General features: G+C 71.0%; 19 protein-coding genes, 1 tRNA gene and 1 pseudogene. 10 read left to right on the top strand and 11 right to left on the bottom strand.

What is annotated here, in order from left to right; all coding sequences use genetic code 11:
• Positions 1 to 126: 126 nt before the first annotated feature.
• The 4 genes and pseudogenes from otsB to LX12_RS16080 all read right to left on the bottom strand — a co-directional run.
• On the bottom strand, positions 127 to 2,685 hold the full coding sequence (gene otsB, locus LX12_RS16095; RefSeq protein ID WP_253655602.1) for a trehalose-phosphatase: 2,559 nt from the start codon (positions 2,683 to 2,685) through the stop codon (positions 127 to 129).
• A gap of 64 nt (positions 2,686 to 2,749) precedes the next feature.
• Positions 2,750 to 4,234, bottom strand: coding sequence for an alpha,alpha-trehalose-phosphate synthase (UDP-forming) (locus LX12_RS16090; protein WP_253655948.1), 1,485 nt, complete (start codon positions 4,232 to 4,234; stop codon positions 2,750 to 2,752).
• A 57-nt stretch (positions 4,235 to 4,291) separates the two neighbouring features.
• A complete protein-coding gene (locus tag LX12_RS16085; RefSeq protein ID WP_253655601.1) occupies positions 4,292 to 4,459 on the bottom strand; it encodes a hypothetical protein in 168 nt (55 codons plus the stop codon).
• A 248-nt stretch (positions 4,460 to 4,707) separates the two neighbouring features.
• A pseudogene (locus LX12_RS16080) lies at positions 4,708 to 6,132 on the bottom strand (threonine/serine exporter family protein); the annotation flags it as partial.
• Positions 6,133 to 6,141: 9 nt separating this feature from the next.
• Here LX12_RS16080 and LX12_RS16075 point away from each other — a divergent pair.
• Positions 6,142 to 6,213: transfer RNA gene (locus LX12_RS16075), tRNA-Thr, on the top strand.
• A 149-nt stretch (positions 6,214 to 6,362) separates the two neighbouring features.
• Here LX12_RS16075 and LX12_RS16070 read toward each other — a convergent pair.
• The 4 genes from LX12_RS16070 to LX12_RS16055 all read right to left on the bottom strand — a co-directional run bounded on the left by LX12_RS16070 (position 6,363) and on the right by LX12_RS16055 (position 11,122).
• Positions 6,363 to 7,187, bottom strand: coding sequence for a formate/nitrite transporter family protein (locus LX12_RS16070; RefSeq protein ID WP_253655599.1), 825 nt, complete (start codon positions 7,185 to 7,187; stop codon positions 6,363 to 6,365).
• A 64-nt stretch (positions 7,188 to 7,251) separates the two neighbouring features.
• On the bottom strand, positions 7,252 to 8,748 hold the full coding sequence (locus LX12_RS16065) for an aldehyde dehydrogenase (RefSeq protein ID WP_372505060.1): 1,497 nt from the start codon (positions 8,746 to 8,748) through the stop codon (positions 7,252 to 7,254).
• A 74-nt stretch (positions 8,749 to 8,822) separates the two neighbouring features.
• Positions 8,823 to 9,764 (bottom strand): AraC family transcriptional regulator, encoded by a 942-nt coding sequence (locus LX12_RS16060; RefSeq protein ID WP_253655598.1) that lies wholly within the window; start codon positions 9,762 to 9,764, stop codon positions 8,823 to 8,825.
• Between the two features lie 113 nt (positions 9,765 to 9,877).
• On the bottom strand, positions 9,878 to 11,122 hold the full coding sequence (locus tag LX12_RS16055; protein WP_253655597.1) for a CaiB/BaiF CoA transferase family protein: 1,245 nt from the start codon (positions 11,120 to 11,122) through the stop codon (positions 9,878 to 9,880).
• Positions 11,123 to 11,247: 125 nt separating this feature from the next.
• On the opposite strand from LX12_RS16055, the gene LX12_RS16050 reads away from it, so the two are divergent.
• Positions 11,248 to 12,156, top strand: coding sequence for an SCO6745 family protein (locus LX12_RS16050; protein ID WP_253655596.1), 909 nt, complete (start codon positions 11,248 to 11,250; stop codon positions 12,154 to 12,156).
• A gap of 9 nt (positions 12,157 to 12,165) precedes the next feature.
• Here LX12_RS16050 and LX12_RS16045 read toward each other — a convergent pair whose 3' ends face one another.
• Positions 12,166 to 13,185 carry a zinc-dependent alcohol dehydrogenase gene (locus LX12_RS16045; protein ID WP_253655595.1) on the bottom strand — a complete coding sequence of 340 codons (1,020 nt, stop codon included), beginning with the start codon at positions 13,183 to 13,185 and terminating at the stop codon, positions 12,166 to 12,168.
• The gene (locus tag LX12_RS16040; RefSeq protein WP_253655594.1) at positions 13,182 to 13,685 is read right to left on the bottom strand and encodes a DinB family protein; all 504 of its coding nucleotides are present in this window, start codon (positions 13,683 to 13,685) and stop codon (positions 13,182 to 13,184) included. Before LX12_RS16040 ends, LX12_RS16045 begins: the two co-directional genes overlap by 4 nt.
• A gap of 137 nt (positions 13,686 to 13,822) precedes the next feature.
• On the opposite strand from LX12_RS16040, the gene LX12_RS16035 reads away from it, so the two are divergent.
• The 8 genes from LX12_RS16035 to LX12_RS16000 all read left to right on the top strand — a co-directional run bounded on the left by LX12_RS16035 (position 13,823) and on the right by LX12_RS16000 (position 22,315).
• Positions 13,823 to 14,224 carry a RidA family protein gene (locus LX12_RS16035; protein WP_253655593.1) on the top strand — a complete coding sequence of 134 codons (402 nt, stop codon included), beginning with the start codon at positions 13,823 to 13,825 and terminating at the stop codon, positions 14,222 to 14,224.
• Positions 14,224 to 15,450: a winged helix DNA-binding domain-containing protein gene (locus LX12_RS16030; protein WP_253655592.1), complete on the top strand. Its 1,227-nt coding sequence runs from the start codon at positions 14,224 to 14,226 to the stop codon at positions 15,448 to 15,450. The genes LX12_RS16035 and LX12_RS16030 overlap by 1 nt, the downstream gene beginning before the upstream one ends.
• Positions 15,447 to 15,977 carry a methylated-DNA--[protein]-cysteine S-methyltransferase gene (locus LX12_RS16025; protein ID WP_253655591.1) on the top strand — a complete coding sequence of 177 codons (531 nt, stop codon included), beginning with the start codon at positions 15,447 to 15,449 and terminating at the stop codon, positions 15,975 to 15,977. The genes LX12_RS16030 and LX12_RS16025 overlap by 4 nt, the downstream gene beginning before the upstream one ends.
• A 93-nt stretch (positions 15,978 to 16,070) precedes the next feature.
• Positions 16,071 to 16,769: a response regulator transcription factor gene (locus LX12_RS16020; RefSeq protein ID WP_253655590.1), complete on the top strand. Its 699-nt coding sequence runs from the start codon at positions 16,071 to 16,073 to the stop codon at positions 16,767 to 16,769.
• 86 nt (positions 16,770 to 16,855) lie between these two features.
• Positions 16,856 to 18,208 (top strand): sensor histidine kinase, encoded by a 1,353-nt coding sequence (locus LX12_RS16015; protein ID WP_253655946.1) that lies wholly within the window; start codon positions 16,856 to 16,858, stop codon positions 18,206 to 18,208.
• A 30-nt stretch (positions 18,209 to 18,238) separates the two neighbouring features.
• Positions 18,239 to 18,664 carry an HIT family protein gene (locus tag LX12_RS16010; RefSeq protein WP_253655589.1) on the top strand — a complete coding sequence of 142 codons (426 nt, stop codon included), beginning with the start codon at positions 18,239 to 18,241 and terminating at the stop codon, positions 18,662 to 18,664.
• 190 nt (positions 18,665 to 18,854) lie between these two features.
• Complete coding sequence (locus tag LX12_RS16005; RefSeq protein ID WP_372505058.1) at positions 18,855 to 20,156, top strand: bifunctional glycosyltransferase family 2/GtrA family protein; 1,302 nt, start codon at positions 18,855 to 18,857, stop codon at positions 20,154 to 20,156.
• Positions 20,153 to 22,315: an ArnT family glycosyltransferase gene (locus LX12_RS16000; RefSeq protein ID WP_253655588.1), complete on the top strand. Its 2,163-nt coding sequence runs from the start codon at positions 20,153 to 20,155 to the stop codon at positions 22,313 to 22,315. Before LX12_RS16005 ends, LX12_RS16000 begins: the two co-directional genes overlap by 4 nt.
• On the opposite strand, the gene LX12_RS15995 is transcribed toward LX12_RS16000, so the two are convergent.
• Positions 22,299 to 23,111 carry an alpha/beta fold hydrolase gene (locus LX12_RS15995; protein ID WP_253655587.1) on the bottom strand — a complete coding sequence of 271 codons (813 nt, stop codon included), beginning with the start codon at positions 23,109 to 23,111 and terminating at the stop codon, positions 22,299 to 22,301. The two genes, LX12_RS16000 and LX12_RS15995, sit on opposite strands and share 17 nt — an antisense overlap.
• Positions 23,112 to 23,136: the final 25 nt, after the last annotated feature.

The following is a 23,136-nucleotide window of genomic DNA, read 5'->3' as shown; positions in this document are numbered from 1 at the left end:
GAACGTACAGGGGGCGTCGGTCCGGGTCCGTCGGATCGGCCCCGTTCCCGCGCCGACTCGGCGTTCCCGCTTCACGCACGGCGCGGGTTCACGAGGACGACGCGGGAACGCGAACTGGCCGCGGGTTCAGGCGCCGAGGAGCGCGGCGCAGCGGAGCAAGCCGATGTGGCTGTAGGCCTGCGGGTGGTTGCCCAGCGACCGCTCGGCGACCGGGTCGTATTCCTCCGACAGCAACCCGGTCGGGCCGGCGGCCTTCACGAGCTGGTCGAACAGCGCCTCGGCGTCGGACCGACGGCCGATGAGCAGATACGCCTCGACCAGCCACGCCGCGCACAGGTGGAAACCGCCCTCGCCGCCGGGCAGGCCGTCGTCGTGGTGGTAGCGGTACACCGTTGCGCCGCTGCGGAGTTCGGCCTCGGTGGCCTCGACGGTCTGGGTGAACCGAGGGTCGTCCGGCGAGATCAACCCGGCCAGACCGATGAACAGGGTGGCCGCGTCGAGGTCGGTGCCGTCGTAGGCCGCGGTGAATGACTTCACCGTCGGGTTCCACCCCTGGTCGAGGACCTGTGCCGCGATGACGTCGCGCAGGACCGGCCACCCGGGCTCGATCTCGCGGCCGAACCGTTCACCGATCGCGATCGCACGGTCGACGGTCATCCAGCACATGACCTTCGAGTACACGTGATGGCGCGGGTTGCCGCGGATCTCCCAGATGCCGTGGTCGGGCTCGAACCACCGACGCTCCACCGCCCACACCATGTTGGCGACGAGATCCCAGTCGGCGTCGGTCAGCGGGGTCTCGGTGCCACCGGCGGAGCGCGCCTCGGCCAGGTGACCGATGAGGTCGACGATGGGACCGAACACGTCGAGCTGGACCTGCTGGTTCGCGGCGTTGCCGACGCGGACCGGCCGCGACCCGGCGTATCCGGGCAGCGAGTCGATGATGGCCTCGGGCGGCAGGCCCCCGCCGTGCAGCGTGTACAGGGGGTGCAGCCACTCGGGTCCGCTGATGGTCCCGAGCACGCGGTAGAGCCACGTCAGGTAGCCCTCGGCCTCGTGCAGCGACCCCACCGACACCAGCGCCGACGCGGTGAGCGCGGCGTCGCGGAGCCAGCAGTAGCGGTAGTCCCAGTTGCGGACGCCGCCGATCTCCTCCGGCAGTGACGTCGTCGCCGCGGCCATGATCGAGCCGGAGTCGGCGTGGACGAGGCCTTTGAGGGTCAGCGCCGACCGCTTCATCAGGTCGGGCTTGCGGGGTGGCAGGACAAGGCCGTCGGCCCATGACCGCCAGTGCTCCTCGGCGATCGCGCGGCGCTGCGCCTCCGTGCGCTCCTCCTCGCCGATGTAGTCGGTGCCGCAGCGCAACTCGAAGACGATCGGCCCCGACGAGGGGTCCACGACGGCCGTCGCGCGCTGGTAGAAGCGTTCGGTGTCGACGCGCCACACCACACCCGGCGCGCGCAGCACGATGGGGTCGTTGGAGCCGTAGACGCGCAGCCCGTCCTCGACCGGCTCGATTTGCACGCTGGTCTGGCCGAACTCGGGACGCGGCGCGAACTCGACGAGCGCGGGCGCCGACCCGGTGACGACGCGGATGAGGTCGGTGCGGCCCGGTGCGACGTCATGGGGGAGGTAGTCGATCACCTCGAGACCGGCCCAGCGGGTCGCCACGGTCATGGTGCCGTCGACGTAGCGCTGGCTCTGCGGGAGCGGGGCGCGGCGGTCGCCCTCGACGTGCGGTCGGATGCCGAACTCGCCGGCGTCGACGGTGCCCAGCAGGCTGGCGAACAGCGCGGCGGCGTCGGGTTCGGGGTGGCACATCCAGCAGACCTTGGCATCCGGGGTCACCAGTGCGACGGTGCGCGGCGACGCCAGCATCGTCAGCCGCTCGATGGGGGCGGCGTTCTCGCCCCGCAGCCACGCCCGCCGCTCCTCGTACAGGAACGCCAACGCGGTCGCGACGTGGTCGGTGTCGGGGACGCGGTAGGTCGCGAGGGTGTCACCGTCGCCGACCTTCACACCGAAATCGGGGCCGTGCAGACGCCGGAAGGCCTTCTCGTCGGTGACGTCGTCGCCGAAGAAGATGGCCGCGCCCGCGCCGGCCTGGTGGCGCAGGATGTCGAGCGCCTGCCCCTTGTCGGTGCGGATGACCGCGAGCTCGATGACCGCCTTGCCCTCGGTGACCTGCACGCCGTCCCAGGTGGCCGGGCCGGTGCGGACGCGGTGCAGCGCGGCCTCGGCGTCGACCTCGTCGGCGTTGCGGACGTGCATCGCGGTGCTGGCCGGCTTGGTCTCGACGGTCACGCCGTCGTAGTCGACCGCGATGGCCTGCAGTTCGCCGACGACGGTGCTCAGCAGTTCCTGCGCCTCGGGGCCGATCTCGTGGACGAAGCCGATGTCGAACTCGCTGCCGTGGCTGCCGACCAGGTGGACCTCGGCGGGCAGGCGGGACAGCGTCGCCAGATCGCGCAGGGCGCGGCCGGAGATGACGGCCGCTGTGGTCGAGTCGAGGTCGGCGATGGCGCGCATCGCGCGGACCGAATCCGGGTTGGGCCGTGCGTCTTCGGGGCGCGAGACGATCGGTGCCATGCACCCGTCGTAGTCGGAGGCGACGAGCAGTCGCGGAGTGCGCGCGATGTCCTTGAGCGCTCGGCGCAGCTCGGGTGCAAGATCCTGGGCACTCACCGGGTGAAGTCTAGGGCCGACATCGTGAACGGTCCCAATCAGTCACCGATCTCGCAGAAGCTGTTCAGTCGTCCTCGCGCGGGTCGCCGTCCTCGCCGACGAGGTCGATGCCGCGGTTCTCGCTCGTGGTGGTCTCGTTCACCGTGGCCAGGGTGTCGAGGAAGCTCTGCGCCCACCGGCTGACGTCGTGCGCGAGGACCTGACGACGGAGCGCCCGCATACGGCGACGACCCTCGTCGGGCGTCTGCGAGACCGCGCTGACGATCGCGTCCTTCACGCCGTCGAGGTCGTACGGGTTGGCCTGGTACGCCGACCGCAGTTCGGCGGCGGCACCGGTGAACTCGCTGAGCACCAGTGCGCCCCCGAGGTCGCTGCGGCAGGCGACGTACTCCTTCGCGACGAGGTTCATGCCGTCGCGCAGCGGGGTGACCAGCATGACGTCGGCGGCGACGAAGAAGGCGATGAGCTCGTCGCGGTCGACGGGACGGTGCAGGTACTGCACCACCTGGTGCGCGACCTCGCCGTGGGTGCCGTTGATGTTGCCGACGAGCTGCTCGATGCCGGCCCGCATGCGGATGTAGCTGTCGACGCGTTCGCGGCTCGGGGTGGCGAGCTGGATCATCACCGTCTCGCGGGGGTCGACGCGTCCCTCGGCCAACAGCTCCGACAGTGCCTTGAGGCGGACGTCGATGCCCTTGGTGTAGTCGAGGCGGTCGACGCCCAACATGATGGTCCTCGGGTTCCCCAGCTCGCGCCGCAGCTCGGCGGCGCGGTCGCGGATCTTCTTCGACTTCGAGATCGCGTCGAGTGCGCCGGAGTCGATGGAGATCGGGAACGCACCCACCCGGACGTGGCGGAAACCGACCTGGACCACACCGAACTTGGCCCGGACACCGACGGTCCCCTTCGACGTCGCCTGGCCGGCGAGGCGACGCGCGAGGTACAGGAAGTTCTGCGCACCGCCGGGGAGGTGGAAGCCGATGAGGTCGGCGCCGAGCAGGCCCTCGACGATCTCGGTGCGCCACGGCAGCTGCATGAACAGTTCCACGGGCGGGAACGGGATGTGCAGGAAGAACCCGATGCGCAGGTCGGGCCGGAGCATCCGCAGCATCTTCGGCACCAGCTGCAGCTGGTAGTCCTGGATCCACACCATCGCGCCGTGCGACGCGATCTCCGACGCCGCCTCGGCGAACCGCCGGTTGACCTCGACGTAGGCGTTCCACCACTCGCGGTGGTACTCGGGTTTGACGAGGACGTCGTGGTAGAGCGGCCACAGCGTCGCGTTGGAGAAGCCCTCGTAGTACTCGTTGATCTCCTGCGCCGAGAGCGGCACGGACACCAACTGCAGGCCGTCGACGACGGGGTTGTCGGCGGAGTCGGGGACACCGGACCAGCCGACCCACGCGCCGGTACGCGACCGCAGGATCGGTTCCAGTGCGGTCACCAGACCGCCGGGGCTCCGCTTCCACCGCACGGTGCCGTCGGGGAGGGTCTCCTTGTCGACGGGGAGTCGGTTGGCGACGACGACGAAGTCGGCCGTCTCGGCGATCTCCGCGGGGACGTCAGCGCTGCGGTCGGTCTGATCCTCGCCGGTCGCGGTCACTGATCAGTTGTCGTCGAGTGCGATACCGAGCATCGACAGGAGCATCCGGCACTCCTCGGCATCGGTCGCGTAGGTGGCGACGACGCGACGTGCGGCGTTCGCCGTCTCGTCGGCGACGGCACCGAGGTCCTCGTCGCCGAGTTCGGTCTTGTCGCTGGTCTTCGCAGGCATGGGTGTCACTTTACTCGGTCGCGGGGGACGCCCGGCGACCGACGGTGCCGCTGCGACAGCGGTCGCGGCGGGGCCGCGCTCCAGGCCCGCGGGGGCTCGACCGGCGGTGGGGGATCGGCTGCCGCCTCCGCCTCCAGACGCTCACGGATGCCGCTGAGCGCACCGGTGTGCACCTCGATGAGGTGGTCGGTGTCGAGCACGCGCGCGGTCTCGTCGGGCTGCTGCGTCTCGGGGTCGAGACGGGTGAACCGCTTCGGCCGCAACGCCGACCGCGCACCGAACAGGGCGCGTGTCCGGCGGGTCGGGATGCGGGGCCGACGCAGGGTGCGGGCCATGAACTCACCGAAGGTGACGCCGGCCGCCAGCGCGGCGCCCGTCCCGAGTGCGGCGGCGAGGGCGGTGAACCCGTCGAGGGTCTGGTCGTTGAGGACGCCGTACAGGCCGCGGTAGATGGCGAGACCGGGCAGCAGCGGCGTGATGCCGGCGACCGCGACGACCAGCGGTGGCGTCAGCGCGCGACGGGCCAGCAGACCACCGAGGAACCCGACCGCGACGGCCGCGACGCCCGAGGCGATGACGCTCCCGATCCCGACGATCGCGCCGAGGACGACGACCGCGGTGCCGAGGATCCCGGCGAAGAACGCGACCGGCAGCGCGCGGCGCTCGGCGTAGCTGGCGAGCGCGAAGGCCGCCGCCGCGATGCCGCCACCGGTGATCTGGGCGGGTGCGTCGGAGATGCCCAGGGAGGTGGTGCTGGTGATCGTGGGCAGGATGATGCCCGTCGCCTCGAGCAGTCGGAGCGCGATGCTGACGCCGGTGATGATGCCGCCGGTCATGATGAGCAGTTCGAAGAAGCGTGCGACACCGGTGATGGGGGCGCCGGTGATCGCGTCCTGCACCGAACCCACCAGAGACAGTCCCGACAGCAGCACCGTCACACCGGCGGCGATGACCAGGGTCGGCGCGACCGCGACCCCGAGACTCTCGGAGAACCGGAACACGACGGCCGCCGGGATCACGGCGATGAACCCACCGGTCACCTGCTGGAAGAAGATCGGTGTGCCGTAGGAGTTCAGGACGCGGTTCACCCGGTCGATGACGGCGGTGGTGAGGAAGGCGACCACTGCGACCCACGCGCCACCGCCGAAGGCGACGGCGAGGGACGCGGCCAGCATCGACCATGCGGCCGTCGCGATCCACCGCTTGTAGGGGTGGGGTGCGGCGACGATCTCGTCGATGACGGCGTGCGCCTCCGACGGCGTGACCGCGAGGCCGCGGATCTTGCGGATCAGACGATCGACCTGGGCGAGGCGGGTGAAGTCGAGCGAGCGGTAGTGCACAGTGCGCATCGCGGTCACCGGTGGCAGCGCGGAGCCGCGGCGGGCGCTCACCACGATCGTGTTGTACGTGACGTCGACCTCGCACCGCTCGACGCCGAACATGCCTGCGACGAAACGGATCTGGGTCTGCGTGTCGATCGCACCCGTGCCGGAGTCGAGGAGGACCGAGCCGACCTTGATGGCCAGGTCGAGCACCTCGGTGACCGCGGCGTCGTCGGTGAGGTCGACCGGCTTGCGGGGGGAGAGCGCGGAGGTGAGCGGCTCGATCGTGTCGATCGTGGCCCGGCGGGATCCGGCCAGGGGTCGCATCATCCGGCCGATATACTCACGCACGAAAACCTCGCCTCCCTAGCTCAGTGGTAGAGCACTCGCCTTGTAAGCGAGCGGTCGTCGGTTCAATCCCGACGGGGGGCTCTCATCGAGCGGCCCCGCCGTTCCCGCGCACACCGTATGGCCCGACGCGCCACGGGCGAAACCCACCGAGCTCAACGGTTCGGGGACCCGCCCGGGTTCCTGTCGCGAGCGATCGGACGCCGTGATCTGCTTCACCGTTCCCGGCGCTGTTAGGCGTCCGAGTGTCGCCCGTCGCGCTGCTCCTCGGCGACGAGTTCCTTTGTCCGGACGAGCCGTAGCGCGGTCACCAGCACCACGCCACCGGCGATGTTCAGCAGCACGGTGTACCAGAACCACGACAGCCAGTCGCCGTAGCCGACGTCGGCGCCGGACAGCACGGCGCCGAAGATCAGCAGCGAGTCGAGCACCGAGTGGAACAGCTGCAGACCTGCGAGCAGGAAGGCTGCGCCGACGCAGGCGGCCAGCTTCGCCGGCATCGACTCCGTGCCCTGCTGCATCCGGGTCAGCAGGGTCATCGTGCTGCCGCCGAGGATCGCCAGACAGACCGACTGCCAACCCAGCGGGGCGTCGACGAAGTGGTGCGCCGACTCCGACAGCACCGACGACCACTCGGGGAACGCGTGCACGACGATCAGCATCACCACCCACCCGCCGACGAGGTTCGCGGCCAACGTCCCCACCCACAGCTTGGCGAGGTCGCGGAGGCGGCCGTCGCGCGCGACGACGGCGGCGACGGGCATGAGGAAGTCTTCGGTGAACAGCTCGCTGTGCGCGAGGAGGATCGCGATCAGCCCTATGGAGAAGGCCAGTCCGGCGAGCAGGTGGTTGCCGGTCTCGTGCAGCACCGCGAGCAGCGCCATCACGCCGATGCCGACCTCGATGCCGCCGAACAGGCCGGTGATGAGCACGGTCCGCGTCGTGCGGTGCAGGCGTTCGGCGCCCTCGGTGACGATCGTGGAGAAGCTGCGTTCGAGCTCGTTCTCCAGCGGTCCGTCGTTGCTGCCGACCTCGCGTCGGGTCCGGTCGTCGCTCATCGTCGCTGCCTCACCCGCTGAGGCTACGGACCGCGGGAGGGGGCTCGGCAAGTCGTGCGGGCGGTCAGCCCAGCGTGAACGGATCCCGGGTGCCGCCGGTGAGCTCGATGTAGACCGACTTGGTCTCCAAGTACTCCTCGACCGCGGCCGCACCGTTCTCGCGGCCGATGCCCGAGAGTCCGTAGCCGCCGAACGGCATGTTCGGCGCGACGACGCGGTAGGCGTTCACCCACACCGTGCCGGCCTTGATCGCGGCGACCATCCGGTGGGCGCGGTGGACGTCCTTGGTCCACACCGCGCCCGCGAGACCGTAGGGGGTGTCGTTGGCGAGGCGGATCGCCTCGTCCTCGTCGCGGAAGGTGTAAGCGGTGAGCACCGGCCCGAACACCTCCTCGCGCGCGATGGTGGCGTCGTGCTCTGCGACGACGACCGTGGGCTTCACGAAGAGCCCGCCGAGGTCGTCGTTCGGTTCGCCGCCGGTGGCGATGGTCCAGCCCTCGTCGCGGGCACCCTGCAGGTAGCCGAGCACCTTGTCGTACTGCGGCTGGTTGGCGACCGGACCCATCTCCGTGTCGGCCTGGGTGGGGTCGCCCTGCAGTATCGTCTCCGCCCGCGCCACGACCTTCGCGACGAGTTCGTCGCGGACCGACTCGTGCACGATCAGCCGCGACCCGGCCATGCAGGTCTGTCCGGTCGCGGCGAACACACCGGCGACCAGACCGTTGGCGGCGGCGTCGAGGTCGGCGTCGGCGAACACCACCTGGGGTGACTTGCCGCCGAGCTCGAGGGTGACCCGGTTGATGTTGGCGACGGCGGCCTGCGCCACCTTCGCCCCGGTGGCGGTGGACCCGGTGAAGGCGACCTTGTCGATCCCCGTGTGCGACGCGAGCGCCTCGCCGGTCGAGCGATCCCACCCGGTGACGACGTTGAGCACACCGGCGGGCAGCCCGGCCTCGTGCAGCACCTCGGCGAACGCGATCGTCGACGCGGGCGCGTGCTCCGACGGCTTCACGACACAGGTGCACCCGGCGGCGAGCAACGGGGCGAGCTTGAAGGTGAGCAGCAGCAGCGGGCTGTTCCACGGCGTGATCGCGCCGACGACACCGATCGGCTCGCGCAGGGTGTAGCCGAAGTAGGTCTGGGGTGCGAGTTGCGGGACGGTGCGGCCCTCGAGCTTGTCGGCGAGGCCGGAGAAGTAGGAGTACCAGGCGCCCAGGCCGTTCAACTGGCCACGCATCTCACGCAGCAGCTTGCCGGAGTCGTTGACCTCGAGCAGGGCCAGCCGCTCGGCGTTGTCGGTGATGGCGTCGGCCAGTCGCCGCATGACCCGCGCCCGGCCGAACCCGCCGAGCTCGCGCCACTCACCCTCGAACGCGGTCCGCGACGACGCGACGGCTCGGTCCACGTCCTCCGGTCCGCCGTCGGCGATCGTCGCCCACGGTTCTCCGGCGTAGGGGTTCTGCGACTCGAAGGTCCGGCCCGACAGGGCGTCGACCTGCTTCCCGTCGATGAACATCCCGAAGTGCTGCAGGTCGGTGGCGGTACCCGGCGCGATCGTCATGACTCGACGCTACGAGTGCGCATGGCGCCGCTCTATCCGATCGCTGCCCGCGAGCGTCCGCTGCCCGCAGCGCGTCAGCTGTGCAGCGTGACGCTGGGCAGCTCGCCGAACTGCTCGCGGTACTGCTGCGCGAAGCGGCTCTGGTGGAAGAACCCCCACCGCATCGCGATGTCGGTGACGCGGGTGCGCTGGGCGTCGGCGTGCAGGAGGTCCGAGCGCACGCGGCCCAGTCGGATCCGGCGCACATAGGCCATCGGCGTCTCGCCGAGCTGGTCGGCGAAGGCGGCGTGCAGCGTCCGCACACTCACACAGGCGATGCGCGCCAACGACTCCGGCGTGAGTTCGGTGTCGGCGTGCTCCTCGATGTGACGGATCACCGGGGCCAGCCGCCCGAGCCTCACCGAGTCCTCACGGCCGTGCAGCGCGTCGGTGTACTGGTGCCGACCGGCCTGCAGCAGCGCGGTCAGCACGTACGACTCCAGCTGCCGCCGAGCCAGGGGCAGGTCGCGCACCCCGCCGGGACGGTCGAGTTCCAGGGCGAGGAACTGCACCGACCGCAGCAGCGTCTGTCCGGCGGGCGTGGTGAGGTCGAGGCCGAAGTCGAAGTCGACGACCTCGGTGACCGGCCGACCCAGAAGGCTCGACAGGTGCGACTCGAGCGCGCCGCGCGAGACCTTGAGGATGAGCTGCTCCGCGTCCGGTGACCATCGCACGGTGTTCGCCTGCTCCGGGTTCAGCACCAGACCGCGCGCCCCGGCCGGCGTGTGCTCGGTCCCGCCGTCGTGGCGCCGCGCCCAGGTCTCCCCGGTCATCTGCAGGTTGACGTGATACCACTGCTGCGCCGCGGGCATCCGCAGCTCGGTCTCGGCCTGGTAGGTCAGGTATCCCAGCGTGAGCACCTGGTCGCTGACGGCGTTGAGCCGCATGTCCAGCGTCTCGGACGCACCGACCAGGTCGTGCGGCAGGTAGACACGCGTGACGGCGTCGCGCGCCTCCTCCAGGCTGCGGGTGGCCATGACCTGGTCCGCGCCGAGGTACTCCCGATACATTGCTGACGTTCCCCCTCAGGTGACCCCGATCACACTACCGGGGCACGCCTGCGGTACCGGATCGGACCAGCTCAGGCGGGTCAGCCGAGCGGTGCGTCACCTCCGTCGAGGCCCAGCTCGCGCCGCAGCCAGTCGTTGTCGGCGCCGAGGTCGGGGCCGGGATGGGTCAGCGGCAGCGACGCCTCGCCCAGCAGGGGGACGACCCCGGGGAACGCGACCTGTCGCTGTTCGCCGTCGATGTCCACGGGCAACTCCTGCACCATGGCCCGTGCGCGGTACTGCTCGTCGGTGACGATGTCGGCCGCGCGGTAGATCGGGCCGGCCGGGACCGACGCGTCGTCGAGGCGCTGCAACACCTCGGTGCGCGGCATCGTCCGCGTCCACGCCTCGATGGCGGCGTCGAGTTCGTCGCGGCGCGCCCACCGTCCGGCGTTGCCGGCGAGGTCGGGGTCGTCGGCGAGGTCGTCGCGGCCGACGGTCCGCATGAGCCGCACGAAGATCGAGTCGCCGTTCCCGGCGATCACGACCGATGCCCCGTCGGCACAGGAGTAGGCGTTCGACGGCGCGATGCCCTCCATGCGCCCGCCGGTGCGCTGTCGTTCGACGCCGAACGCGGAGTGATCGGGGACGAGCGACTCCATCATCGAGAACACGGCCTCGTGCAGCGCGACGTCGATGTGGCGCTGCTGCGGTGTGACGACGTCGGCGCCGGCGGCGCGTCGTCGCTCCCGGTCGAAGAGCGACATCGTGACGCCGAACGCGGCGTAGAGCCCGGCGATGGAGTCGCCGATCGAGACACCCACGCGCGCCGGCGGGCGGTCCGGGTCGCCGACGAGTTCGCGCATCCCGCCGAACCCCTCTGCGACGGCGGCGAACCCGGGGCGCTGCGACATCGGACCCGTCTGGCCGAACGCCGACACCCGTGCGACCACGAGTTCCGGGTTCGCCTCGGCGAGGACCTCGGGAGTCAGGCCCCAGCGGTCGAGGGTGCCCGGACGGAAGTTCTCGAGCAGCGCGTCGGCCGAGGCCACCAGCGACAGGACCACCGCGCGACCCTCGTCGGTGCGCAGGTCGATCTCGACCGAGCGCTTGCCGCGGTTGATGGTGCGGTAGAGCAGCGACGTGTCGCCGGCATGGAGCCGCCACACGCGGAGCTCGTCACCGGTCCGAGGACGTTCGACCTTGACGACCTCGGCGCCGAAGTCGGCCAACAGCCGTCCGGCCGTCGGCGCGGCGATGTAGTTGCCGAGTTCGACGACGCGCAGCCCGGCCAGCGGACGCAGCGGGTCGAGGACGTCGGGGTCGAGATCTCGGGTCGGGTCCACGTGGTCGAGCGTGCCGGAGCCGGACGGGGACGCCGTAGCCGTCGGCTGCACCGTCGTGACCGATGCGCGCAGACTGTCGCCGCAGCTCTGGTGTCCGACGACGGGCCGCGGGCAGGCTGCCGGGCATGGATTACGCCGAGGCCCAGGCCGCCTTCTTCACCCCGCGTGAGGGGGAGGTGCGGCCGTTGGGCTTCACCAGCCCCGCCCGCACCCTGCGCGATGCGCTGGAGCCGATCGCCACCGTCTGCTTCTGGAGTGAGCCCGCGTACGACGCGTACGCCGCACTCGGTCTCGACTTCCTGCAGGGCTACGTCTACAGCCGGTCGTGCGTGCTGGGCGATGCGGAACCGTCCGTCGCCGCAGCGGCGTTCGGGGTGTTCGAACCGGGTCTGGTCAGCGGGGTGCTCGCCGACGCACGCGGCGTCGCTGACCTCGCCGCGATCCGCGCGGCGAAGGAGTCGGGCGCGGTGGCCGCCCTGCGCGCGGTGCTGGGCGACGACGCCGACGCGCCGGAGGTCGCCGAGATCGCGACCATCCTCCGTCGCGGGTGTGACGCCGCGGACCCGACCGGCCGCGCGCTGCACGCGGGACTCACGGCGCTGCCCTGGCCCGAGGACCCGGTGGGCCAGGTGTGGCACGCCGCGACGATCCTGCGCGAACATCGCGGCGACGGCCACCTCGCCGCGCTCGTCGCCGCGGGGATCGACGGGGTGGCCGCCAACCATCTCACCGAACTGTGGGTCGGCTGGGATCCGCTGGCCTACACGGCGTCCCGCGCATGGTCCGACGAAGCGATGGCCGGAGCCGGTGCCGCCCTCGCCGACCGGGGATGGCTGGCCGACGGGAGGCTCACCCCGGCCGGCGAGGAGGCTCGTCACGACCTGGAGGAGGCCACCGACCGCTCCGTCGCCCCGGCGATCGCGGCGATCGGTGGCGACCTCGACCGCGTCGTCGGGTACCTCGAGCCGTGGGGCGAGCGTCTCGTCGCCCGCGGCTGGTTCCCGCCCGACCCGTACAAGCGGGCCGCCGGGTGACGGTCGCGGTCAGGGGTTGACGATCACCTTGATCGCACCGTCCTGCTTCGACGACGCCACGCGGAACGCCTCGGCGACGTCGTCGAGCGAGAAGCGGTGCGTCACGACCGGATCGAGGTCCAGACGTCCGGTGCGGACCAGTTCGAGCGCGCGCTCGTACTGACCGCGACCGCCGTTGCCGCCGACGCCGAACACCGTCAGCGTCTTGGCCATGATCGGGATGACGGGCAGCGGCGGGAGGTCGTTGGCCCAGCCGATGTGGGCGACCTTGCCCTCCTTGCGCACCAGGTCGAGCACCATCGCCGACGACGCCGGGAAACCGGACGTCTCGATGACGATGTCGGCACCGACGCCGTCGGTGAGCTCGAGGATGCGTTTCTTCGCGTCGACCTGCGTGACGTCGAGGCAGTCGCTGGCGCCGTAGGCCCGGGACACCGTGAACGGCGCCTCGCGCGCGTCGGTGACGATCAGCCGCCCGGCGCCCGACAGCGCGCACAACCGGGTCAGTGCGAGACCGATCGGCCCCTGTCCCAGGACGACGACCGTCTCGCCGAGCAGGATGCGCAGGCGGTCGACGGTGTTGAGTCCCACCGCGATCGGCTCGAGGAGCGATGCCTGCCACGCCTCGACGCCGTCGGGGCGCGGGATCAGGTTGACCACCGGGACGGCGATGCGTTCGGTCATGCAGCCGTCGGACCACAGGCCGATGAGCTTCTTCTTCTTGCAGTCGAACGGCTTGTCCTGCGCGCACTCCAGGCAGTCGCCGCACGGCAGTGACGGCTTCACGGCGACGGCCTGGTCCATCCAGGTCGTGTCGACGCCGTCACCGATCGCGACAACCCGGCCGGAGAAGTCGTGGCCGGGCACACGCGGGAACGGCGTGTCGATCCGGCCGTCGTACTGGTGGGAGTCGGTGCCGCACAACGACGCCGACTCGACCTGCACGACCGCCCAGCCGGGCTTCGCCGCCGGTTCGGGGCGCTCCTGCAGCTCGACCTGCTCGATGCCGACCAGCACCGCCGCCTTCACGCGACGACCCCGACGGCGAGCTCGCGGTCGCGCATGATCTCGAATGCCTGGTCGACGTGCCCGGCGGCGTGGCCGATGATCAGCGGCGACCACTCCTCGATGGTCATCGTCCCGAGGTCGGGGATGGTCACCGTGCGGGCCAGCACGTCGGGTCCGACCGCGCCGGCGGCCGTGGACATGGTGCGGCGGGTGCTCGCCAGCTGTCGTCGGGCGAGCTCGACCGTCGGCTGCGGGTAGCCGAGGAGGTCGTGGCCGACCTCCTCGCGGAAGATGAAGTCCAGGTCGGGGTCGTTCTCGACGCGCTTCAGGTCGCCGAGCCACAGGATCGTGCACATCGAGATGTGCGAGACCACCTGCGCCACCGTCCAGCCGCCGTCCCGGTGCGCGCGGTGCAGGTCACCATCGCTCAGCGCTGCCAGTGCATGGTCCAACTGCTTGAACCTCTCGTCGGCCTCGGACAACGCCGTGGCGATCGTCGCCGGCACCTGCTGCTCGCTCATCGTCGGGCTCCCTCACGTGTGACATGGATGCTGTGAGCCTGCTGCGCCCCGGGGACGCGGCGCTATCCCGCGGCTGCGACCCGCTGTCCGATCCGTGCGACACCGTGGGCGTCGGGGGCGCGTCGTAGGGTGAGGCCATGTCGCACGTCCGTGTCGCCGCGTCGGGATCCCTCTACGCGGGCGGGTGGTCGCACACCGCCACCGCGGCGCCCGGATCGGTGATCTTCACCGCCGGCGCCGCACCGATCGACACCGACGGTGCGACCGTCGCGCCCGGGGACGTGCAGGCGCAGGCGCGGCAGTGCATGGCCAACCTCGAGGTTGCGCTGCGCGATGCCGGAGCGGCCCTCACCGACGTCGCGAAGGTGACGGTCTACGTCGCCGAGGGTCTGCAGGCCGATCTCGTCGTCGCGTGGGACGCCGTGGTCGAGGCCTTCGGTGACCACAAGCCCGTCGGGACCCTGCTCGGTGTCACCGTTCTCGCACACGACGACCAATTGGTCGAGATCGAGGCGGTCGCGGCCACCCCGCCGGCCTGATGTCCGCCGCGCGGCCCCGCGTCGACATCGCGCAGCGCCGCGCCCGGGTGCTGCGCCGGCACCATCTGGTGCGCGGGACGCGGCTGTCCGCCGACGACTCCTCCGGACCCGAGGCCGTCGTCCGGCTCGCCGGGGACATCGTCGCCCTGCACGCCACGTGCCCGCCGACGGTGTTCCTCGCCGCCTGGGCCCGCATCGACGGCATCACCCCGGCCGACGTCGAGCACGCGCTCTACGCCGACCGGTCGCTGGTCCGTCACCTCTGCATGCGACGTACCGCGTTCGTGCTCGACCGCGACACGCTCGCCGACGCGGTGCACGCCGTCGGCCCGCGGGTCGCGGCGTCGGAACGCACCAACATGTTGCGGGACCTGCGGCGCAGTCCTGACTTCGACGACCCCGAGGCGTGGATCGACACCGCCGCCACGGCCGTCCGCGACCACCTCGCGGACGGCTCCGACGCGACGTCGGCCGAACTGCGCGAAAGACTCCCGCAGCTCGACGGCCGGGTGTCGGTGGGTGGCGACAAGAGCTGGGGCGGGTCCATCCCCATGGGACCGCGCGTGTTGAACATGATGAGTGCCGCAGGGCAGATCGTCCGCGGGGTCAACACCGGTGGCTGGCACGTGTCACGGCCACGGTGGTCGGCGATGGAGCACTGGCTCGGTGGCCCGATCCCCGACGGCACCGTCGCCGACGGCCACGCGGCGCTCGTCCGCAGGTGGTTGCGTGCCTTCGGGCCGGGTACCGAGACGGACATCGTGTGGTGGCTCGGGTCGACGAAAGCCGCTGTGCGCGAGGCGCTCGCGACGGTCGGGGCGGTCGAGGTGGACGTCGAGACCGGACCGGGGGAGTGGGCGGTCGGGTATCTCCTCCCCGACGACCTCGAACCGGTCGAGCCCGTCGACCGCGACGGGTTCCTGCTGCCCGAACTCGACCCGACGACGATGGGATGGAAGCAGCGCGACTGGTACCTCGCCCCGCACGGTGAGCACCTGTTCGACCGCAACGGCAACGGCGGCCAGACGGTGTGGTGGGACGGTCACATCGTCGGAGGGTGGTACCGCGAGGTGGACGGCGGTGTGGGACTGCACCTGCTGGAGACGATCCCCCGGCGCGCGGCCGCCGGGCTCCGTCGTCGGGCTGAGGAGATGGCCGCATGGCTCGGCCCGGTGAAGGCCACCCCGGGCTACCCGGCGCCGTTCATGAAGACCGTGTCGCGGTGACGGCGTCGGTCGGGTGCCACGTCGTCGACACCGTCCTGGGGCCCTGCGGTGTCGCCTGGGACGGGGAGGGTCGCGTGACCGCGGTGGCCCTGCCCGACCGGGACGCCGCGGCCGTCGTCTCCCACCTGGACGTGCCGGTCGCGGACCCGCCGGACGGCATCGTCGACGTCGCCGATCGCATGTCCGCCCTGCTGGCCGGACAGGACGTCGACCTGCTCGACGTGGTGGTCGCCGACGACGACCTGCCCGACTTCGACCGGCGCGTGTACGACGTGCTGCGCGCCATCCCGCGCGGGGCGGTGCTCACCTACGGCGAGGTCGCGGCCAGGGTCGGGGCTCCGGGAGCGGCGCAGGCCGTCGGCCGGGCGCTCGGACGCAACCCCTTCCCGATCGTCGTGCCGTGTCACCGGGTGCTCGGTGCGGGCACCGAGATCGGCGGGTTCTCCGCGCCGGGCGGTGTCGCGACCAAGAGATCGATACTGGCCGCGGAGGGTGTCGCCGGGTTCGGCGAGCCGACGTTGTTCTGACCGGCCGCACCGCATGCGACCCTGGTGAGGGTTCACAGGAACCATGCAGGTTCCTCGCAGGCTCGGCCCAGCGCGACGGCGGAAGGTGGCAGCATGTCTGATTCCGGTGCCCGGGTCCTCGTCGTCGACGACGAGCCCAACATCCTCGAGCTGTTGTCGGTGTCGCTCAAGTTCCAGAACTTCGACGTCGCGACGGCGGCGAACGGGCCCGCCGCGATCGACAAGGCACGATCCTTCCGACCCGACGCCCTCGTGCTCGACGTGATGATGCCCGGGATGGACGGGTTCGGGCTACTGCGTCGCCTGCGCGCCGACGGCGTCGACGCCCCCGCGCTGTTCCTCACCGCGCGGGACTCGATGGAGGACAAGATCACCGGACTCACCATCGGCGGCGACGACTACGTCACCAAGCCGTTCAGCCTCGAAGAGGTCGTGGCCCGACTGCGGGTGATATTGCGGCGCAGCGGATTCGGCGAGAAGGAGCCCGAGCCGAGCCGGATCACGTTCGCCGACATCGAGCTCGACGACGACACCCACGAGGTGTGGAAGAACGGCGAACTGGTCGCGCTCTCGCCGACCGAGTTCACTCTGCTGCGCTACTTCATGATCAACGCCGGCACGGTGCTGTCGAAGCCGCGCATCCTGGACCACGTGTGGAACTACGACTTCGGCGGTGAGGTCAACGTCGTCGAGTCGTACGTCTCCTACCTGCGCCGGAAGGTCGACACCGGGGAGAAGCGCCTCATCCACACCCTGCGGGGTGTGGGGTACGTGATGCGCGAGCCGCGGTGACCGCTCCTGCGCTCATCGCGCCGGGCACGTCCGGCGAGACCCGACGTCGTCGGGGCATCCCGCTGCGGGTGTCGTTGGTCGCGCTCATGGTGGTGGTGCTCGCCGTCGGACTCCTCGTCTCCGGGGTGTCGGTGACGTCGGCGATGGAGAACCGTCTCGTCGACCGCACCGACAACGCGCTGATGGGTGCGGCCGACGGCTGGGCCCGGCCCCGCGGAAACGACCGCCTCGGCCCGCCTCAGGACGAGCGTCGCCCACCGTCGCCGTACTGGATCCAGGTGATCCGGCCCGACGGCGGAGAGTTCACCGTCAACGACGTCGGTGGGACGCCCGCACTCGGCGACATCGACCGGTTGCGGACCTCACCGCAGACCGTCGGATCGGCGGACGGCTCGTCCACGCAGTGGCGGGTGGTGAAGACGGTCAACGAGTACGGCACCTCGATCGTCGCGGTGAAGCTCACCGACGTCGTCGACACCGTGCAGCGCCTCATCTGGCTGCAGCTCGGGATCGGGCTCGCGGTGATGGTCGTGGTCGGCGGCCTGGGGTACGTCCTCGTCCGCACCAGCCTGCGGCCGCTGCGTCGCGTCGAGGAGACCGCGGAACAGATCGCCGGGGGCGACCTGGACCACCGCGTCCCCGAGTCCGCCCCGAACACCGAGGTCGGCAGCCTCGCGATGTCGCTGAACGCGATGCTGCACCAGATCCAGACGGCGTTCGCGAAGACGGCGGCGTCGGAGGAGCAGGCCCGGGCCTCGGAGGATCTGATGCGCCGGTTCGTCGCCGACGCCAGTCACGAACTTCGCACCCCGTTGACGTCGATCCGAGGGTTCTCCGAGCTCTACCGGCAGGGCGCGATGACCGACACCGACCAGTTGATGTCGCGGATCGAGCACGAGGCGAGTCGGATGGGACTGCTCGTCGAGGAACTGCTGATGCTCGCGCGGCTCGACGCCCAGCGACCGCTCGAGCGAGCACCGGTCGATCTGCTCTCGCTGGCGTCCGACGCGGTGCACAGCGCGCGCGCGACGGCGCCCCGGCGCGAGATCTCGGTCGAGATCATCGACGGTCCCGGTGTCCCGATGGTGGTCGGGGACGCGCCGCGACTCACCCAGGTGCTCAGCAACCTGCTGACGAACGCGATCCGGCACACGCCCGACGAGGCGTCCATCGTCACGCGCGTCGGCACCGAGGAGTCGTGGGCGCTGATCGAGGTCGTCGACACCGGTCCGGGGCTGAGCCCCGAGGACCGCAGCCGTGTCTTCGAACGCTTCTACCGCGGCGACTCGTCACGCTTCCGGGGCGGTGCGCCCGGCGGCAGCGGCCTCGGACTGTCGATCGTCGCGGCCATCGTCGACGCACACGGTGGCCGCGTCGGCGTCGAGGACACCCCCGGCGGCGGGGCGACCTTCTGGGTCCGCATCCCGCGCACCGACTGAGGCGACCGGTCGCGCCGTTACGATCGGCGCATGGCATCGGTCTTCACCATGATCATCAACGGGGACATCCCCGGACGGTTCGTGTGGAAGGACGACACCGCCGTCGCCTTCCTGACGATCAACCCCGTCACCCCCGGTCACGTGCTGGTGGTGCCCCGCGAGGAGATCGATCATTGGGAGCAGGTCGACACCGGCGTGTTCGCGCACCTCACGACGGTCGCGCAGACCATCGGCCGGGCCACCCGCGATGCCTTCGACGCGCCCCGGATGGGCCTGCTCATCGCCGGCCTCGAGGTGCCGCACCTGCACATCCACGTCTTCCCGGCCCACTCGCTGGAGACGTTCGACCTGGCGAACGCGGAGAAGGACCCCGATCCCGCCGCGCTCGACGAGGCCGCCGAGAAGATCCGCGCGGCCCTGCGCGCCGCCGGCGAGGACGCCCACACCGCCGACTGAGACCCGGCGACCGTGCGATCTGTCCGAGATCCGCGTCCTGGCGTGGGTCCGTGGTCACCGTGACCCCCGCGCGTCGTCTCGGCGCGGGAATCGGACAGCGATGACCGGATCGACGCCGCCGGGAGCGCTCACAGGAATCTGACAGTCTGCGCGCAGAGGCACGTCAGCGGCGGGAACGAGAGTCTCTGGCATGACAGCAGAGACCATCGACCGGTCAGCCGGGGCGTCGCGTCCCGACGGAGCCGGCGCCCCCGCGATGACGGTCGTCCACGACCGCACCCCGAGGACCCCGGCGCTCGACGTCGTGGTCCCGGTCTACAACGAGGAGGCCGACCTCGCGTCGTGCGTGGAGCGCCTCGCCGAGCACCTCAGGACGCGCGTCCCGTACTCGGCCCGCATCACGATCGCCGACAACGCCAGCACCGACGCCACGCTCGCGGTGGCGGTCGAGCTCGCGCAGACCATGGACTGCGTCCGCGTCGTCCATCTCGACCAGAAGGGCCGGGGTCGCGCCCTGAACGCGACGTGGACCGCCAGTGACGCCACCGTCGTCGCCTACTGCGATGTCGATCTGTCCACCGACCTCAACGCACTCATGCCGCTGGTCGCCCCGCTGCTGTCCGGGCACTCGGACGTGGCCATCGGGTCGCGGCTGTCCCGCTCGTCGCGGGTGGTCCGCGGCGCCAAGCGCGAGTTCATCTCCCGCAGCTACAACCTGATCCTGCGCACCACGATGGGTGCGAAGTTCTCCGACGCCCAGTGCGGCTTCAAGGCGATGCGCGGCGACGTCGCGAAGGCGTTGCTGCCCTACGTGGCCGACACCGGCTGGTTCTTCGACACCGAGGTGCTCGTGCTCGCCGAGCGTGTCGGCCTGCGCATCGCGGAGGTGCCCGTCGACTGGGTCGACGACCCGAACTCCAAGGTCGACATCGTCGACACCGCGGTCAAGGACCTGCAGGGCTGCTGGCGCGTCGGACGCGCCCTCGCGAAGGGTGACCTCCCCGTGGCCGACCTCCGACGCACGCTGGGACGCAACCGGTTCGACGACCCGCAGGTGGCCGGCGTGCCGCGCGGGATGGTCGGGCAGCTCGTCCGCTTCGCCGTGATCGGCGTGATCTCCACGATCGCGTTCGCGGTGCTGTACCTGCTGCTCCACCCGGTGATGGGCGCGCAGGCCGCGAACTTCGTCGCGCTGCTCGTCACGGCCGTCGGCAACACCGCGGCCAACCGTGCCTTCACCTTCGGTGTGAAGGGGCGTGACGGCGCCGCCCGTCACCACCTGCAGGGTTTCGTGGTGTTCGTCTTCGGCTGGGCACTCACGTCCGGGTCACTGTGGATCCTCGAGACGACGGCACCCGGTGCGTCGAAGCACGTGCAGCTCGCCGTCCTCATCATCGCCAACCTCGTCGCCACCCTCACCCGGTTCGTGGCCCTGCGCTGGGTGTTCCGGGAGAACGGCGACGACGACGTCCCCGCCGGAGCGACACCGTGACCGACACCCTCGACACCACCCGCATCGACGCCCCGCAGCCGACCCCGGCTGCGGGGCGCCGCCTCGCCCGACCGGACCGGTGGGGCCTCGGTGCCCTGCTCACGGGTACGGCGATCCTGTACCTGTGGAACCTGTCCGCGAACGGCTGGGGCAACTCGTTCTACGCGGCCGCGATCCAGGCCGGCTCGGTCTCGTGGAAGGCGTGGTTCTTCGGCTCGTCCGACGCCGCGAACTCGATCACCGTCGACAAACCCCCGATGTCCCTGTGGATCCCGGGCATCGCGGTCCGCATCTTCGGTCTGAACTCCTGGTCGGTCCTGGTGCCGCAGGCGCTGATGGGCGTGGCGTCCGTCGCCCTGCTGTACGTCATCGTCCGCCGGTACGCGGGCTGGCAGGCCGGCCTGCTCGCCGGGCTCGCGCTCGCCCTGACGCCCGTGGCGGCGTTGATGTTCCGGTTCGACAACCCCGACGCGTTGCTCGTACTCCTGATGCTGGCCGCGGTGTGGGCGACGATGCGGGGTATCGAGGACGGCCGCATCCGGTGGATGGTGCTGACCGGCGTGTTCGTCGGGTTCGGGTTCCTCACCAAGCAGTTGCAGGTGTTCCTCGTCATCCCGCCGCTCGCCCTCACCTACCTCGCGTTCGGGCAGCACACCTGGGTCAAGCGCATCGGCCATCTGCTCGCCGCCGGGCTGGCGCTCGTCGTGGCTGCCGGCTGGTGGGTTCTCGCCGTCACGCTGTGGCCGAAGGACTCGCGCCCGTACATCGGCGGGTCGCAGCACAACTCGATCCTCGAGTTGACGTTCGGCTACAACGGATTCGGGCGCCTCACCGGCAACGAGACCGGGAGCACGCTGCCGGGCGGAGGCGGCAACCGGGCCGCGTTCAGCGAGTTCGCCCGCGCCGCGGGCTTCCCCGCCGGAGGTCTTGGAGGCGGTCGGGGTGGCGGCATGTGGGGTGAGACCGGCTTCTGGCGGATGTTCCAGCCCGAACAGGGCGGCCAGATCGCCTGGTTGATCCCCGCCGCGATCATCCTCGGTGTCGCGGCCCTGGTCATCTGCGGCCGCGCCGCCCGCACCGACCTCCGTCGCGCACTGCTCGTCGTGATGCTCCTGTGGCTGGTCGTGACCTACCTGACCTTCAGCTTCATGTCGGGCATCTTCCACGCGTACTACACCGTGGCGCTGGCACCGGCGGTCGCCGGCGTCGTCGGCGCCGCCGGATGGATGTGTTGGCAGGAGCGACGACGCGTCTGGGCCAGGATCGTGCTGGCCGCGTCGGTCGTCGCGACGGGGGTCATGGCCTACGTCCTGCTCGACCGGTCCGCGGACTTCGTGCCGTGGCTGCGATGGGTGGTCCTCGTCGGCGCCATCGTCGCCGCGATCGCCGTACTGCTCACACGGATTCCGCGGGTCGCCGCCATCGGTGCTGCGCTCGCCGTGATCCTCGGGCTCGCCGGCCCCGCCGCCTATGCGATCGACACCGTGTCGACGTCGGTGAGCGGGTCGATCATCAGCGCCGGACCCCGGGTCGCCGGTGGCTTCGGCCCCGGTGGGCACGGTGGTCCGGGCCGGTTCGGCCAGCGCGGGCAGTTCGGTCAGCCCGGCCAGTTCGGCGGGCAGCAAGGGCAGTTCGGGGGGCAGCAAGGGCAGTTCGGTCAGCCGGGCCAGTTCGGGCAACCCGGTCAGCCCGGCCGGCTGAGCGGCCAGACGGGTCCGGGCGGCCAGAACGCGGCCAACCCGTTCGCGGCGTTCGCCGAGGCGATGGGTGGTGGCATGGGTGGTCCCGGCGGCGGTCTCCTGGAGGGATCGCGACCGTCGGCCGAACTCACCGCGCTGCTCGAACGCGACGCCGACCGCTACACCTGGGTCGCGGCGGCCGTGGGGTCGAACTCGGCGTCCGGCTATCAGCTGGCGACGCAGGACCCGGTCATGCCGATCGGCGGCTTCAACGGCAGCGACCCGTCGCCCACACTCGCGCAGTTCCAGCAGTACGTGCGAGAGGGCAAGATCCACTGGTTCATCGGTGGCGGTGGTGGTTTCGGCGGCGGCATGAACGCCCGCGGCACCGCGTCCGACATCCGGTCGTGGGTCGAGGCGAACTACACACCGCGCACGGTCGGGTCGGTCACCCTGTACGACCTCACCGACCCGAAGTAAAACCCGCCGTCGGGACGGTGCTCCCGGCCAGCAGGATCGAGGCGATCAGTTCCGGGTTGTCGGTCATGGGGACGTGGCCGACACCCGGGACCGTGATGACGCGCGCCTGTGGGAAGTGGTCGCGCACCCGATGTCGTTGCCGCGCGGGCAGGATCAGGTCGCGCGTGCCCCAGGCGACGGTGACCGGCACCGACGGATCGGTGACGGACGGTAAGACGAACTGCGCGTCGATGCCGTCGTCGAGTGCGGTGTTGGTGCGCAACGAGTTCAGGTCGACGACGGCGTTCTCGTACGAGACGTGGCTGGGGTGGGCGAAGAACGGTGCGAGGGACGGGTAGCGCACCAGTCGGCTGCGGAACAGCGACGGTGCGCGCTCACCCATCGTCGACGCCGCCGCGCGGAGGGCCGTGAAGCGTCCGATCGCGCGGGACTGCTCACCGTGACCGCGCCAGAACCCGGCCGGCGACAACGCCGTCGCCGTCGCTACCTCACCCCGCGCGGCGAGACACAGCGCGAGGTACCCGCCGAGCGAGTTCCCCGCGACATGCGCGGGGCCGCTGCCGTCCCCGACCTGCTGCACGAACGCGCTCAGCTCGTCGAGCATCATCGCGATCCGCTCGCTGCCGGGCTGGTCGAAGTCGTCGGATTCGCCGTGCCCCGGCAGGTCGACGACGACCACCCGGCGATACGGCGCCAGGAGATCGGCCACCACTGACCACGCCTGGCGGCGGTGGATCACCCCGTGCACGAGGACGAGCGTCGGACCGTCACCGATGACGTCGTGGCGTAGCTGCATGCGCGGAACCCTAGCCGCGCGGGTC

It is taken from the genome of Williamsia serinedens (assembly GCF_024171725.1).
GTDB classification, from domain to species: domain Bacteria; phylum Actinomycetota; class Actinomycetes; order Mycobacteriales; family Mycobacteriaceae; genus Williamsia_A; species Williamsia_A serinedens.
The sequence above is the reverse complement of the archived record's forward strand: the minus strand, read 5'-3'. Positions and strand labels throughout refer to the sequence as shown.